We start from the raw sequence: 14,867 nt of genomic DNA on the forward strand, positions 1-14,867 counted from the left end.
CGCCAGGCTGATTCCCACCTGTGTCCGGTTGCCGAGGCACGATTGGCTGATCGTCGATTTCTGGGGCACCCGGAGTCGGTTGGTCGCTGTCGTCGTCATGACGGTGGATGCCTCCTGCCGGGCGGCTCGTCCGCGCCCGGCTTGGAGGGCTGGCTACCGCGCGACCAAGGTCGTCAATAGTCACGGTGGTCGAAGTGTTGACGCTCTCGTATCACGTCAGTAACCTTTGGTCAAAGTGATGCAAGATTTGGACAAAGACGTGCCTGTTTTCTTGCACACGCTCGGAAAACAACGCTAGTCGCTTCCGTGGTGCCCCCGCACCCGGCACCTCCGCGCGCCCTCACCCCGCACTCCCTCACCCCGCACTCCCTCACCCGTACCCCCGCACGCCCTCACCGCGTGGTCACGCCACCTGTGGTGCCGTCCCCCAACGACAGGACAGTGATGAGACGAACGAATCTGTTCAGGATGGTGGCGGCGACAGCCGCAGCCGCCATGATCGCCACGGCAGGCTCGACGGCCCTGGCGAACCCGGCCAGCGCGATCCGCCCCGTCGAGACGACGGCCACCGCGCCGAGCGCCGGCTTCGCCGCGGCGGCCACCAACCTCGCCCAGGGCCGTCCCACCCAGGAGAGCGGCCACGCCGACGTCTACGACTCGTCGAGGGTCGTCGACGGCAACGCGGGCAGCTACTGGGAGAGCGTCAACAACGCCTTCCCGCAGTGGGTACAGGTCGATCTCGGCTCGTCGCAGAGCGTCAACCAGGTCGTGCTGAAGCTCCCGGCCTCCGGTTGGGGGACCCGGACGCAGACGCTGAGCGTGCAGGGCAGCACCAACGGTTCGTCGATCACCACCCTGGTCGGGTCGCAGACGTACACGTTCAACCCGGCGAGCGGCAACACCGTCACGATCAACTTCAGCTCGGCCTCCACCCGCTACGTCCGGATCACCGTCACCGCCAACAGCGGCTGGCCGGCCGGGCAGCTCTCCGAGCTGGAGGTGTACGGCAGCGGCGGCACCACCGGTGACACCACCGCGCCGAGCACCCCGGGGACGCTGTCGCAGAGCACGTCGGGCAGCACGATCACGCTCACCTGGGGCGCGTCGACCGACTCCGGTGGCAGCGGCCTGGCCGGTTACAACGTCTACCGGGGCGGCAACCTGATCGCGACGCTCGGCACCGTCCTCAACTACCAGGACAGCCAACCGGCGACGGCGACAGTGTCCTACTACGTCCGCGCCCGTGACGGCGCGGGCAACCTGTCCGGCAACAGCAACACCGTCACCCGGACCGGCAGCAACCCGCCCGCCTGCACCAACGTGGCATCGGGCAAGGCCATGACGGCGAGCGGCTCCACCTTCAGCTTCACGCCGGACAAGGCGAACGACGGTCAGCTCGGCACCTACTGGGAGGGCGCGGCGAGCTACCCGCAGAACCTGACGGTGGCGCTCGGCGCGAACCACTCGATCTCCGGCGTCACAGTGAAGCTCAACCCGGATTCGGCCTGGGGCACCCGTACCCAGACCATCCAGGTCCTCGGCCGCGACCAGGCGTCGTCGGCGTACACCAGTCTGGTCTCGGCGGCGAGTTACCAGTTCGTCCAGGGCGCCAACGTGGTGACCATCCCGGTCAGCGCGACCACGGCGGACGTGCAGTTGCGGTTCACCGGCAACACCGGTGCCCCGTCCGGCCAGGTGGCCGAGCTTGAGGTGTGCGGCACGCCGGCGCCCAACCCGGACCTGGTGGTCAGCTCGGTGACCTGGTCGCCCACCTCGCCCAGCGAGGTCAGCGCTGTCATCCTCTCGGCCGTGGTGCAGAACATCGGCTCGGCGTCCGCCGGCGCGACCACTGTCAACTTCAGCCTGGCCGGCGCGGTCGTCGGCAGCGCCACGGTGGGCGCGCTCGCCGCCGGTGCCTCGACCACCGTGTCGTTCAACGCGGGCAGCCGCCCGATGGGCAGCTACGCGGTCACGGCGGTGGTGGACCCGACGAACACGATCGTCGAGCAGAACAACGGCAACAACAGCTTCACGGCGGCGTCGCCGCTGGTGGTGGCGCAGGCCCCGGGGCCGGATCTCCAGGTGCTCAGCATCGCCTCGAACCCGCCGAACCCGGCGGTCGGGGCGTCCGTCACCTTCACCGTGGCGGTGCGCAACCGGGGTACCACCGCGACCGGCGCGACCACCGTGACCCGGTTGGTGGTGGGCGGCACCACGCTCAACACCAACACCGCCTCGATCGCCGCCGGCGCGACGGCCACCGTGGCCGTCACCGGCAGCTGGACCGCCACCAGCGGTGGCGCCTCCATCACCGCCACCGCCGACGCCACAAATGTGGTCACCGAGACCAACGAGACAAACAACGCGTTCAGCCAGTCGATAGTGGTCGGGCGCGGCGCTGCCGTTCCGTACGTCTCCTACGAGGCCGAGGCCGGCCGTTACCAGGGCACGCTGCTGGAGGCCGACCCGTTGCGCACCTTCGGGCACACCAACTTCGCCAGCGAGTCCTCCGGTCGCAAGTCGGTACGGCTCACCAGCACCGGCCAGTTCGTCGAGTTCACCTCGGCCAACCAGGCCAACTCCATAGTGGTGCGCAACTCCATCCCGGACGCGCCGGGTGGCGGTGGCATCGAGGCGACCATCAGCCTCTACGTCAACGACGTCTTCTCCCGCAAGCTGACACTGTCGTCGAAGCACAGCTGGCTCTACGGCAACACCGACGGGCCGGAGGCGCTCACCAACACCCCGCAGGCCGACGCCCGACGGCTCTTCGACGAGTCGAACGCGCTGCTGGCGCAGTCGTACCCGGCCGGCACCCGGTTCAAATTGCAGCGCGACTCGGGTGACAGCGCCTCGTTCTACGTCATCGACATGATCGACCTGGAGCAGGTGGCGCCGGCGGCGAGCCAGCCGGCCGGCTGCACCTCGATCACGTCGTACGGCGCGGTCCCCAACGACGGGCTCGACGACACCGCCGCCATCCAGCGGGCGGTGACCGACGACCAGAACGGTGTCATCGGCTGCGTCTGGATCCCCGCCGGGCAGTGGCGGCAGGAGCAGAAGATCCTGACCGACGACCCGCAAAATCGGGGTACGCACAACCAGGTAGGCATCAGCAACGTCACCATCCGGGGTGCCGGCATGTGGCACTCGCAGCTCTACACGCTGACCGAGCCGCAGAACGTGGTGGGCGGCATCAACCACCCGCACGAGGGCAACTTCGGCTTCGACATCGACAAGAACACCCAGATCTCCGACATCGCCATCTTCGGCTCGGGCCGGATCCGGGGCGGTGACGGCAACGGCGAGGGCGGCGTGGGTCTGAACGGTCGCTTCGGCACCGGCACGAAGATCAGCAACGTGTGGATCGAGCACGCCAACGTGGGTGTCTGGGTGGGTCGCGACTACGACAACATCCCCGACCTGTGGGGACCGGCGGACGGGCTGGAGTTCAGCGGCATGCGGATCCGCGACACGTACGCCGACGGCATCAACTTCAGCAACGGCACGCGTAACTCGCGGGTGTTCAACTCGTCGTTCCGTACCACCGGTGACGACGCGCTGGCCGTCTGGGCCAACCCGTACGTGAAGGACCGCACCGTCGACATCGCCCACGACAACCACTTCGTCAACAACACCATCCAACTGCCGTGGCGGGCGAACGGCATCGCCATCTACGGCGGCTACGACAACTCGATCGAGAACAACCTGATCTACGACACGGCGAACTACCCGGGCATCATGCTGGCGACCGACCACGACCCGTTGCCGTTCTCCGGCACGACGTTGATCGCCAACAACGGGCTCTACCGCACCGGCGGCGCGTTCTGGAACGAGGACCAGGAATTCGGTGCCATCACCCTCTTCCCGGCCACCCGGGACATCGTCGGGGTCACCATCCGGGACACCGACATCATCGACTCCACGTTCGACGGCATCCAGTTCAAGAACGGCGGCGGCAACATCCCGAACGTCGCCATCACCAATGTGCGGATCGACAAGTCCAACAACGGCGCGGGCATCCTCGCGATGAGCGGCGCGCGCGGTAACGCCAACCTGACGAACGTGACAATCACCAACTCGGCCGACGGCAACATCGTCATCCAGCCTGGCTCACAGTTCGTCATCACTCCCTGATCCACACGGTTTCCAGGAAATCGGGGTGTCCGCGTGCTGCGGACACCCCGATTTCCGTGCTGGGCACTGCCGCGCAGGGTCCGTCGTGGGCATCGCGCCGCCGGCAACGGCCCGCGCCGCCCAACGCGGCGTCACAGAACACTCGGGTACGCAGGAACTGCGCGTCCTCCTCGCTGAGCGTGGTCTCGCCGAAGTCGACGACGGCGAGGTGGCCGAGCGAGTCGCGTAGCGCCACGGCCAGGGCGGTCACCTCGTCGAGGCTGGTCAGCGTGGTCGGCAGGTGAATGATCCACCGTGGCGCGGCCCGGGCCTCTGGCCCTGGGCGGTCTCCGGTCTCGGGGGTCATCGCAGCGCCACCGTTCCGCCGGTGATCAGCGTCTGCACCTGCTCGTCGGTCAGGCCGCGCTGCTCCAGGACACGACGGCCCCAGCGGTGCAGCCGGCACGGGTGTGCTGCCCCGTCCTTGCGACAACGCTCACCGTTGGGCCGCTCGGGGGCGTGCACGGTGACCGCTCTCAGCGCGAACACGACGTCCTCAGTAGTCACGTAGGGCGGCAGCGGTAGATCATCGATAGGGTTCATGGTCCTCCCGTCCGGGCGGCGACCTCTCGATGAGCGATATACCTCACAGGTATAAATATGACTCTGAGGTATAGCGCTCACGAAGGTGACCGCCCCAAGCTGTTGTCTGGATGTCCACGATGGTCGTTTTACTGCTGGCCCAACGCAATGTTTCGCGGCAGAATGCGGACCAAGGGACGAGGTGTCTTACGCGACGACAACCAAGGAGATGACGTGGACGACTCCGGCAGCACGGTCCCACGGAGGCAACTCGGCAGATACCTGAGGGAGCTTCGCGAAAATGCGTATGTGACAGTCACCGCGGCGGCCAAGGAATTGGAATGGTCGGCACCCCGGATCTGGCGCTACGAAACCGGTCAGGTTCCCATGCACCCGAACGACGTGGCGGCCATGTGCCGGGTCTACGGCGCGTCTCCGGAGACGATCGAAACCATGAGGGCGCTGGCCCGCGAGACCAAGGCGCACGGCTGGTGGCACAGCTACGGCGAAGCGATCAAGGACTGGTTCAAGCTCTACGTCGGGCTGGAAGCCGCCGCCACCCGCATCCGCCACTACGAGGCGAACCTCGTTCCCGGGCTGTTGCAGACGGTCGAGTACATGACCGAGGTGATCGCCACCGACCATCCGCAGATGGGCGAGCAGCAACGTCAGGCGAAGGTCGACGTGCGGCTGCGCCGCCAACGCCTGCTGGCCAGGGCAGTGCCACGCGCTCCGCGCCTCGAGGTCATCCTGAGCGAGGCGGTGCTGCGTCGCCCGCTGCGCGATCGGTCGGCGATGGCCCGGCAGATGGAGTCGCTTGTGGTGTCGTCACGGCAGCACAACATCGGCATCCGGGTGTTGCCGTTCGACGCGGGGCTGGTGCGCTGGGCGCAGGCCGGCACCTTCACCATGCTCGACTTCCCGTCCGAGGTGCGCGAGCCCGAGCCGACGACCATCTACATGGACGGTCCGTGCGGTGCGGTCTACCTTGACAAGACCCACGAGATCGAGATTTACGAGGACGCGTGGCGCTCCCTCGGGGAGCGGGCGCTGAGCCTCGACGAGTCCCGCGAGCTGATGGCGACCATAGCGAAGGAGATGACTGATGGTGCGTGACGGAGTCTGGCGCACGTCGTCCCGGTCCGGTGGCGAGGGCAACTGCGTCGAGGTGGCGGGGTTCACCGACGCGATCGGTGTACGAGACAGCAAGGACCGCCCGGGGCCCGTACTGACCTTCACCCCCTCGGCCTGGGCCGCCTTCATCGCCTCAACCCGCGCACAGCAGTCGAACAACCGCCGCTGAGCCGCTCGGCGAACTCGTTCACCGAGATCTTGGAAGAATCCGGCCCCGGGAGGGGCGATTTCCCTCCAAGATCTGTCGCAGGTCCGGGGTAGCCGCCCCCCGCGATTTCTGGGGAGGGTGCCGGGTGGACGCCCCGGATCGCACCGGCCGCCGCTATCTGCACAAACACTCGTGCACTTTGGTGCCGGGGGCAGGCAGTGTCACCCGGGCCCATTGATCAGGAGCAGTGCGGCTGACCGTCAGCCACTTGGGTGTCGGACTGGGTCTGCGATGACGCACAACTGGGGCGGCGGTGGCTAGGCTGAGCCGAGCAGGATGGTCCGCTGAGGGGGTGAGCCCGGATGGCCCAGGCAGCGTTCGCGCCGGAGCCGGCGCCGCAGCACACCGAGCCGTCGTTCGACGTGCTGCGGTGGCACGACGAGCCGTGGACCGCGCAGCTCGCCCTCGACCTGTTGCCGGAGACCAACGGCCCCAAGGTTGAGGTCCTGAGCGGAAGCGTGATCGTGACACCACATGCGGGAATCGATCATCAGTCGGTCGAGCGAGAGTTGCCCTACGTGCTGCACCGTGCTGCGCGAAAGGCTGGGTTTTGGGTTTACCCGGAGATCAACGTCCTGTCCGGCGATGATCTCTTCATCCCGGACATCGCGGTGCTGGCCAAGTCGGGTGGCGGCCGCACAACGGTCCCCATTGCGGAGGCGGTGCTGCTGGGGGAGATCGTCTCGCCGGGTAACCGGCGTAAGGACGTGATCGACCGTCCCCGGGAGTACGCAGCCGCCGGTGTGCCGTTCTTCCTCCGGGTGGACCTGCGCAACCGGGTGCCGACCATGGCCCTGTTCGAGCTGGTCGACGGGGAGTACCGGCCGCTGGCCGCCGCTGCCGCGGGGAGCACCTTCGCAATGCGGGAGCCGTTCGAGTTCTCCATCGACCCGGCCGAGTTGCTGGACGAGGAGGAGCAGGCGGAGGGGGCGGGCTGAGGCTCCCAGCGGGCGTTCAGTGACGGTGGGGAACAATGGCCGCGTGACTTCCCCCCGCGACCTCGTCCTGCTCGGGTCCACCGGTTCGATCGGCACCCAGGCCATCGACATCGTCCGGCGCAACCCGGACCGGTTCCGGGTGGTCGCCGTGGGTGCGGGCGGCGGCAACGTCGAGCTGCTCGCCGCACAGGCCCTCGAATTGGGCGTCGAGGCGGTCGGGGTGGCCAGGGCGTCCGCCGCGCAGGACCTGCAACTCGCGTTCTACACCGAGGCGAGCAGGCGCGGCTGGGCCACCGGCGACTTCAAGCTTCCCAAGATCGTGGCCGGCCCGGACGCGATGACGGAGCTGGCCCAGTGGCCGTGCGACATCGTGCTCAACGGGGTGGTCGGCTCGCTGGGCCTCGCTCCTACGCTGGCCGCGCTGCGTGGTGGTCGTACCCTCGCGTTGGCCAACAAGGAGTCCCTCGTCGCCGGCGGCCCGCTGGTCAAGGCCGCGGTGACGCGGCCGGGGCAGATCGTGCCGGTCGACTCGGAGCACTCGGCGTTGGCCCAGTGCCTGCGGTCCGGGGCGCGCGGCGAGGTGCGGCGGCTGATCGTCACCGCCAGCGGCGGGCCGTTCCGCGGTCGACGCCGCGACGAGTTGACGCAGGTCACACCGGAGCAGGCCCTCGCGCACCCGACGTGGAACATGGGGCCGGTCGTCACGATCAACTCGGCGACCATGGTCAACAAGGCGCTTGAGGTGATCGAGGCGCACGAGCTGTTCGACGTGCCGTATGCCGACATCACAGTGATGGTGCACCCACAGTCGGTGATCCACTCGATGGTCGAGTTCGTCGACGGGTCGACGATCGCCCAGGCCAGCCCACCGGACATGCGGCTGCCGATCGCGCTGGGCATCGGCTGGCCGGACCGGGTGCCGGAGGCGGCCACGGCGGTGGACTGGACGGCGGCGCACACCTGGGAGTTCGCCCCGCTGGACGACGTGGCGTTCCCGGCCGTCGCCCTCGCGAAGGCCGCCGGGGAGGCCGGGCGCAGCCGCCCGGCGATCTACAACGCGGCGAACGAGGAGTGCGTGGCGGCGTTCGTGGCGGGCCGGCTGCCGTTCCTCGGCATCGTCGACACCCTCGAACGCGTGTTGGAGGACGCTCCGGACTTCGCCGAACCAGGTACCGTCGAGGACGTGCTCGCGGCCGAGTCGTGGGCACGCGCGCACGCGCAGGAGATCATCGCGGGTTCGGTGGAAGGAGCTTGATGTCGTACCTGCTCGGGGTGGTCCTCTTCGCCCTGGCCATCCTCATCTCGGTGAGCTTGCACGAGGCGGGTCACCTGCTGACCGCCAAGGCGTTCGGGATGAAGGTCACCAAGTTCTTCGTCGGTTTCGGCCCCACCATCTGGTCGTTCCGGCGGGGCGAGACCGAGTACGGCGTCAAGGGCATCCCCCTCGGCGGCTTCTGCAAGATCGTCGGGATGACCCCGCAGGACGACGACGTCGAGCCGGGCGACGAGTCGCGGGTGATGTGGCGCTACCCGGTGTGGAAGCGCACGATCGTGATGGCCGCCGGCTCGATCACCCACTTCGCGCTCGCCCTGGTCACGATCTGGATCCTCGCCGTCTCCGCCGGCCTGCCCAACCCGGACTTCCCCACCACCGACACGGAGGCCCGCAAGGAGCCCGCCGTGATCCAGCTCAGCCAGTGCGTGGTGCCGGAGAACGCGGTGCGGGCGTGCACGTCCACCGACGCGGCCAGCCCGGCGGCCCAGGCGCAGCTGCGCAACGGCGACCGGATCACCTCGATCAACGGCACCCCGATCGGCAACTACGGCGACCTGCTCACCACCCTGCGCACGCTCAAGCCGGGGGAGACCACGCAGATCCAGTACGTCCGTGACGGGCAGCCGGGCAGCACCAGCACCGTGCTCGCGCAGACCCAGCGCCCGCCGCTGGACGACCCGAGCGGTGCCGCCGCGCCGGTGGCCGCGCTCGGCGTCGGGCTCGTCCCCAGCACCCCCACCCGGGTGACGTACGGGCCAGTCGGAGCCTTCGGCGCGACCGCCGACTTCACCGGCGACCTGGCCGTCGGCACCGCGCAGGCGCTGCAACGCCTCCCGCAGAAGGTCCCCGCCCTGTGGACCGCCCTCACCGGCGGCGAACGGGACGTCGACACCCCGATCAGCGTGGTCGGCGCCAGCCGGCTCGGCGGCGAAGCGGTGGAGAACAACGCCTGGCTGGTCTTCTTCATGCTCTTCGTGTCGCTGAACTTCTTCATCGGCGTGTTCAACCTGCTGCCGCTGCTCCCGGTGGACGGCGGCCACATCGCCATCGCCTGGTTCGAACGGGCCCGCTCCTGGCTCTACGCCCGGATCGGCCGGGCCGACCCCGGCCGGGTGGACTACCTCAAGCTGATGCCCTTCACGTACGTGGTGATCCTGATCGGTGGCGCGTTCACGCTGCTGACCATCGCCGCGGACGTGGTCAACCCCATCACGCTCTTCTCAAGGTGAGTGCCTGAAGTGACAGCTATCAGTCTCGGTATGCCCGCCGTGCCGCCCCCGCCGCTCGCACCCCGTCGGGCCAGCCGCCAGATCATGGTTGGCTCGGTGCCGGTCGGTGGCGGTGCTCCCGTTTCCGTGCAGTCGATGACCACGACCCTCACCTCCGACGTCAACGCCACGCTCCAGCAGATCGCCGAGCTGACCGCGTCCGGCTGCCAGATCGTCCGGGTGGCAGTGCCCTCGCAGGACGACGTCGAGGCGCTTCCCGCGATCGCCAAGAAGTCCCAGATCCCGGTGATCGCCGACATCCACTTCCAGCCCAGGTACGTCTTCGCCGCGATCGACGCCGGCTGTGCGGCCGTCCGGGTCAACCCGGGCAACATCCGCCAGTTCGACGACAAGGTCAAGGAGATCGCGGCAGCGGCCTCCGCCGCCGGTACGCCGATCCGGATCGGCGTCAACGCGGGGTCGCTCGACAAGCGGCTGCTGACCAAGTACGGCAAGGCCACCGCCGAGGCGCTCGTCGAGTCGGCGCTGTGGGAGTGCTCGCTGTTCGAGGAGCACGGCTTCCGCGACATCAAGATCTCGGTCAAGCACAACGACCCGGTCGTGATGATCCGCGCGTACCGGCAGCTCGCCGAGCAGTGCGACTACCCGCTGCACCTGGGCGTCACCGAGGCCGGCCCGGCCTTCCAGGGCACCATCAAGTCGGCTGTCGCCTTCGGCGCCCTGCTCGCCGAGGGGATCGGCGACACCATCCGGGTGTCGCTCTCCGCTCCACCGGTCGAGGAGATCAAGGTCGGCAACCAGATCCTGGAGTCGCTGGGCCTGCGTGAGCGGGGCCTGGAGATCGTCTCCTGCCCGTCCTGCGGACGCGCCCAGGTGGACGTCTACAAGCTCGCCGAGGAGGTCACCGCCGGCCTGGAAGGGCTGCCGGTGCCGCTGCGGGTCGCCGTGATGGGCTGCGTCGTCAACGGTCCGGGTGAGGCCCGCGAAGCTGACCTCGGCGTCGCCTCGGGCAACGGCAAGGGTCAGATCTTCGTCAAGGGCAAGGTCGTCAAGACGGTGCCCGAGGCGCAGATCGTGGAGACGCTGATCGAGGAGGCGCTGCGGATCGCCGACGAGATGGGCGCCGAGCTTCCCGAGGAACTGCGGGGGCTGGTGACCGGCCCGACCGTCACCGTGCACTGATCTTCCGTTTGTCAAAGCGGCCGTTCCCCGTGGGGAACGGCCGCTTTGTGCTGGGTGCGGCCTCGTGTCACTCGGATTCGGCGAGGATCGCGTACAGCTTGCGCCGGGTCTCGTCGAGCACCTGGGCGGCCCGCTCACGCTGGTCGTCGGTGCCGTTCATCATCACCTGACGCAGGGCGTTCATCGCCTGCGCGCCGGAGTCGCGGATGTCGTGCCAACTGCTCACTGTGCCCTGGGCGACGTCCGCCCACGCCGGGGTCTGCGCGGCCTCGGTGGCCTCGGCCTGGCCGGCCTCGGTGACAGTGAACCGCTTCCGCCCGCCGCCGGACTCCTCCGTGCTGGCGACGATCACACCCTCGTCCTCCAGCAGCTGGAGGGTGGGGTAGATCGAGCCCGGACTCGGCCGCCACGCACCGCCGGTGCGGGAGTCGATCTCCTGGATCATCTCGTAACCGTGCATCGGCCGCTCGGTGAGCAGGGCCAGCACGGCTGCCCGGACGTTGGGGCGTCGGCCCCGACCCCGGCCACGGCCTCGACCGCCCCAGGGGCCGCCGTGTCCGTGCTCGTGCGGACCGGGCGGGATCGGCGGGAAGCCGAATCCCCGCATCCGGGCCTCGTGCATCGGGTGGTGCTGTCGGTGGAACCGCATCGGGTTCGTCCTCTCCTCGTACTGTCGCTGATGCATCAACGATATATCGGCAATGCATCGCCGACAAGTCTTTGATTGCAAACCGTACGTCCGTCTTGCTAGCGTCGCGGTCATGCGCCTGCTTCCCCCGCCGGGCCCGGCCCGCGTCCTCACCATCGGAACCCTGGTCAAGACCGTCGGCCGGGGCCTCTGGCTCGTCGCGAGCGCGCTCTTCCTCACCCGCTCGGTCGGCCTGTCGGCGACCCAGGTGGGCGTGGGGCTGACCATCTCGGCGCTCGTCGGCGTGCTGGCCAGCACACCGAGCGGCTACCTGGCCGACCGCGTCGGCCCACGCGGCGTGCAGGTCGGCGCGCTGTTCGCCGCCGGCACCCTGACCACCGGTCTGATCGCCGTGCGGTCGTTCCCCACCTTCGTGCTGGTCGGAGCCGCCACGGCGCTCGCCGACGCGATCGAGCGCGGCGCCCGGGGCGCGCTGATCGCCGGAGCCATCCCCGCCGACCAACGGGTACGCACCCGCGCCTACCTGCGGGCCACCACCAACGTCGGGATCTCCGTCGGCGCGGTCCTCGGCGGCCTCGCCATCGCCGCCGACACCCGAACCGGCTACGTCGCGCTGATCCTGACCGCCGCAGGGGCATCCCTGGCCGCGGCGACGATCTTCCTCGGCCTGCCCAGCGTCGCCCCGGTCGCCGCCCCGACGCACGGCCCCCGACTGGTCGCCCTGCGGGACCGCCCGTTCCTCGCCTTCACCCTGGTCGACGGGCTGATGTCCATGCACTTCAGCCTGCTCACCATCGCCCTGCCGCTGTGGATCGCCGGGCACACCCGGGCACCGATCTGGATGATCTCCGCGTTGACGCTTGTCAACACCGTGCTCGTGGTGCTCCTCCAGGTCCGCGCCGCACAGAGCGCCACCACCCTGCCCGGAGCCGCCCGCGCCGCCCGTCGCGCGGGCGTGGCCATCGCCCTGGCCTGCGTCCTCTTCGCCGCCAGCGGCGCACTGCCCACCGTCGGCGCGGTGGGCCTGCTCGGCGTCGGGGCACTCGCCCACGTGACCGGGGAGCTGTGGCACTCCGCCGCCGGCTGGGGCATCTCCTTCGGGCTGGCGCCGGCGGACGCCCAGGGGCAGTACCAGGGGACGTACGGCATAGGCTACGAACTGGGCAAGATGCTCGCGCCGGCGGTGGTGACCACCCTCGCGCTCGGCTGGGGCGTACCGGGCTGGTTGGTGCTCGGTGCCCTGTTTCTCCTGCTCGGGGCACTTGTGCCCCCGGTCGTTCGGTGGGCCGGGCGGACCCGGCCGATCAGCGGACCGCCGGAGGCGGTGCCGGCCTTGCCACTCGACCGGCGGAGCGGGGGGTCGATCTGGCAGGCTGGTAGTCGTGCTGACGGTGCCGGTACGCCAACTGGGGGAATCGGAGCGCCGCGCGGTCGAGCGTCTACTCGACCATGACCCGTTCGCGGGCGCGCAGGTCGCCGAGCGGATCGCCGCGCGCGGGCTCTCCTGGTGGCGGGCCGAGGGCAGAATCCTGGGGTACGGCGCGCGCCGCAACCTGGAATCGCTGTGCTGGCTCGGCGGCAACCTCACGCCGGTGCTGGCGACCGACGCCGCGGTGGCCGCCTTCGCCGACCTGCTCGCCGGCGAGGAGCGGCTCTGCTCCTCCATCGTCGGCCGAGCCGACGCCGTGCTCGGGCTGTGGGACCGGCTCTCCGACACCTGGGGGCCAGCGCGAGACGTCCGCCCCAACCAGCCACTGCTGGCCACTGACACCCTGCCACCCGTATCGGCCGACCCGGAGGTACGCCAGGTCCGCTCCGGCGAGGTCGATCGGCTCTTCCCGGCCGCGGTCGCCATGTACACCGAGGAGGTCGGCGTCTCCCCGCTGGCCGAAGACGCCGGGCGCAGCTACCGCCGACGGGTCAACGACCTGGTCCGGTCCGGTCGGGCGTACGCCCGCTTCGTCGACGGCAAAGTCGTGTTCAAAGCCGAGTTGGCCGTGGTCACCAAGCGGACGGCGCAGGTCCAGGGCGTCTGGGTGGCACCGGAGTGGCGGGGCCGGGGGATAGCGACAGCCGCCATGGCGGCCGTGGTCCGCGACGCGCTGCTGCGGGTCGCCCCCACTGTCAGCCTGTACGTCAACGACTTCAACCTCCCGGCCCGCCGGGTCTACGAGCGTTGCGGCTTCCAGCCGATCGGCACCCTAGCCACCATCCTCTTCTAATCCTGGCCGTGGGGCTGTGGGGCTGTGGGGCTGTGGGGCTGTGGGGCTGTGGGGCCGTGGGGCCGTGGGGCCGTGGGGCCGTCGGGCCGTCGGGCCGTGGGGCCGTGGGGCCGTGGGGCCGTGGGGCCGAGTGCCATGGCCCGCGTACCGTGGGCCGATCCCTGCCGCTTGCCGCGAGATCTTGGACACTTTTCGTCTTTCGCGAACGGAAATTGTCCAAGATCTCCGAACAACAGCGGACCAAGCCGCGGTAATTGCCGCCCCCGCACAACGGGCGACGACGCGTCGCGCACCCACAACCCATCCGCATACGCGAACGCCGCTGGCCGGCACCCCGGGTGGGGGTGCCGGCCGGCGGTCGGTGTCGTGCGGTGGTGCTGGTGTCAGCTGTTCCAGTGCTGGGCGACGAGGTCGGTGGCCTGCTGCTCCCACTGCGCGTAGGCGTCCGGGTAGGCGGAGACCTGCACGGTCTGCGCGGCCTGGGTCAGCGGCATGTCCTGCCAACCGTCAACCTGGCGCAGGCCCTTGAGGAACGCCGTCGTCGAGTAGGCCGGGTCGGTGATCTGCTCCGGCGAACCCCAACCCGAGCTCGGGCGCTGCTGGAACAGGCCCAGCGAGTCATGATCGTTCATATCACCCAGGTGACCCAGGTTCTCCAACTTCGACTCCTGCAGACTCGTCGCGATCGAGATGACCGCGGCGCGCTCAGGCAGGCCAGCCTTCTTCGTCGCGGCGATGATCGCCTTGGCGTTGGCGGTCTGCTCGTCGTTCAGGGTGATGTGGGGCTGGTCGCCCTGCGGCTTCGGCGCGGTGGTCTGCACCGCGACGGTGGCGGGCTTGCCCTCGACCGGGGTGGCGGCGTGGGCGGCGATCGGACCGGCGAACACACCACCGGCGAACGCGAGACCAGCAACAGACAGCACACTCTTACGCATGATCGTGTTCATGGGGGTAGCTCCTTCGGGGGTAGGAACACCCAACCACTGACCGGGGAGTCGGCGGCACGGGTGAGAGCACCTCGTCCGGCGCTGCACAAACAAACGGGGGAAGTCTTGGGGGTGGGCGCCCGGCGAGCCGGAGGCTCGCGACGCCCGGGATCCGGCGACCTCTCAAGCGGAGGGCTCGCGTCAGGGTCGGCGACCAACGAGCGGGGGCTCGTGCCAGGGTCGGCGACCGACGAGCGGGGGCTCGCGTCAGGGTCGGCGACCGACGAGCGGGGGCTCGTGCCAGGGTCGGCGACCGACGAGCGGGGGCTCGTGCCAGGGTCGGCGACCGACGAGCGGGGGCTTGTGGTGCCAGGTCCAGGTGTAACGACCTGCGGGCCGGGGTCA

At 69.5% G+C, this 14,867-nt stretch carries 13 protein-coding genes; 9 read left to right on the top strand and 4 right to left on the bottom strand.

Annotated elements, in window-relative coordinates; genetic code table 11:
- Positions 1-495: 495 nt before the first annotated feature.
- The gene (locus tag ABZU25_RS25215) at positions 496-4,137 is read left to right on the top strand and encodes a CARDB domain-containing protein (protein WP_355031836.1); all 3,642 of its coding nucleotides are present in this window, start codon (positions 496-498) and stop codon (positions 4,135-4,137) included.
- Here ABZU25_RS25215 and ABZU25_RS25220 read toward each other — a convergent pair.
- Both ABZU25_RS25220 and ABZU25_RS25225 read right to left on the bottom strand, forming a co-directional pair.
- The gene (locus ABZU25_RS25220; protein ID WP_355031837.1) at positions 4,127-4,483 is read right to left on the bottom strand and encodes a hypothetical protein; all 357 of its coding nucleotides are present in this window, start codon (positions 4,481-4,483) and stop codon (positions 4,127-4,129) included. The genes ABZU25_RS25215 and ABZU25_RS25220 overlap by 11 nt on opposite strands.
- Positions 4,480-4,719 carry a hypothetical protein gene (locus ABZU25_RS25225; protein WP_355031838.1) on the bottom strand — a complete coding sequence of 80 codons (240 nt, stop codon included), beginning with the start codon at positions 4,717-4,719 and terminating at the stop codon, positions 4,480-4,482. The genes ABZU25_RS25220 and ABZU25_RS25225 overlap by 4 nt, the downstream gene beginning before the upstream one ends.
- A gap of 213 nt (positions 4,720-4,932) precedes the next feature.
- On the opposite strand from ABZU25_RS25225, the gene ABZU25_RS25230 reads away from it, so the two are divergent.
- From ABZU25_RS25230 to ispG, 6 genes are all read left to right on the top strand, one after another.
- The gene (locus ABZU25_RS25230) at positions 4,933-5,814 is read left to right on the top strand and encodes a helix-turn-helix transcriptional regulator (protein WP_355031839.1); all 882 of its coding nucleotides are present in this window, start codon (positions 4,933-4,935) and stop codon (positions 5,812-5,814) included.
- Positions 5,804-6,001, top strand: a complete 198-nt coding sequence (locus ABZU25_RS25235) for a DUF397 domain-containing protein (protein WP_355031840.1) — start codon at positions 5,804-5,806, stop codon at positions 5,999-6,001. The genes ABZU25_RS25230 and ABZU25_RS25235 overlap by 11 nt, the downstream gene beginning before the upstream one ends.
- 341 nt (positions 6,002-6,342) lie before the next feature.
- A complete protein-coding gene (locus ABZU25_RS25240; RefSeq protein WP_355031841.1) occupies positions 6,343-6,978 on the top strand; it encodes a Uma2 family endonuclease in 636 nt (211 codons plus the stop codon).
- A 43-nt stretch (positions 6,979-7,021) separates the two neighbouring features.
- Positions 7,022-8,233, top strand: coding sequence for a 1-deoxy-D-xylulose-5-phosphate reductoisomerase (gene dxr / locus ABZU25_RS25245; protein ID WP_355031842.1), 1,212 nt, complete (start codon positions 7,022-7,024; stop codon positions 8,231-8,233).
- Positions 8,233-9,483: a site-2 protease family protein gene (locus ABZU25_RS25250; protein ID WP_355031843.1), complete on the top strand. Its 1,251-nt coding sequence runs from the start codon at positions 8,233-8,235 to the stop codon at positions 9,481-9,483. The genes dxr and ABZU25_RS25250 overlap by 1 nt, the downstream gene beginning before the upstream one ends.
- Positions 9,484-9,492: 9 nt before the next feature.
- The gene (ispG, locus tag ABZU25_RS25255) at positions 9,493-10,665 is read left to right on the top strand and encodes a flavodoxin-dependent (E)-4-hydroxy-3-methylbut-2-enyl-diphosphate synthase (RefSeq protein ID WP_355031844.1); all 1,173 of its coding nucleotides are present in this window, start codon (positions 9,493-9,495) and stop codon (positions 10,663-10,665) included.
- A 67-nt stretch (positions 10,666-10,732) separates the two neighbouring features.
- On the opposite strand, the gene ABZU25_RS25260 is transcribed toward ispG, so the two are convergent.
- Positions 10,733-11,314 (bottom strand): PadR family transcriptional regulator, encoded by a 582-nt coding sequence (locus tag ABZU25_RS25260; protein ID WP_355031845.1) that lies wholly within the window; start codon positions 11,312-11,314, stop codon positions 10,733-10,735.
- A 112-nt stretch (positions 11,315-11,426) separates the two neighbouring features.
- Between ABZU25_RS25260 and ABZU25_RS25265 the strand changes: the two genes are divergently transcribed.
- Both ABZU25_RS25265 and ABZU25_RS25270 read left to right on the top strand, forming a co-directional pair.
- A complete protein-coding gene (locus ABZU25_RS25265; RefSeq protein ID WP_355031846.1) occupies positions 11,427-12,767 on the top strand; it encodes an MFS transporter in 1,341 nt (446 codons plus the stop codon).
- Positions 12,697-13,536 carry a GNAT family N-acetyltransferase gene (locus ABZU25_RS25270; protein ID WP_355031847.1) on the top strand — a complete coding sequence of 280 codons (840 nt, stop codon included), beginning with the start codon at positions 12,697-12,699 and terminating at the stop codon, positions 13,534-13,536. The genes ABZU25_RS25265 and ABZU25_RS25270 overlap by 71 nt, the downstream gene beginning before the upstream one ends.
- 383 nt (positions 13,537-13,919) lie before the next feature.
- Here ABZU25_RS25270 and ABZU25_RS25275 read toward each other — a convergent pair whose 3' ends face one another.
- A complete protein-coding gene (locus ABZU25_RS25275) occupies positions 13,920-14,483 on the bottom strand; it encodes a hypothetical protein (protein ID WP_355031848.1) in 564 nt (187 codons plus the stop codon).
- Positions 14,484-14,867: the final 384 nt, after the last annotated feature.

This window comes from Micromonospora sp. NPDC005215, assembly GCF_040607915.1.
Classification (GTDB): domain Bacteria; phylum Actinomycetota; class Actinomycetes; order Mycobacteriales; family Micromonosporaceae; genus Micromonospora.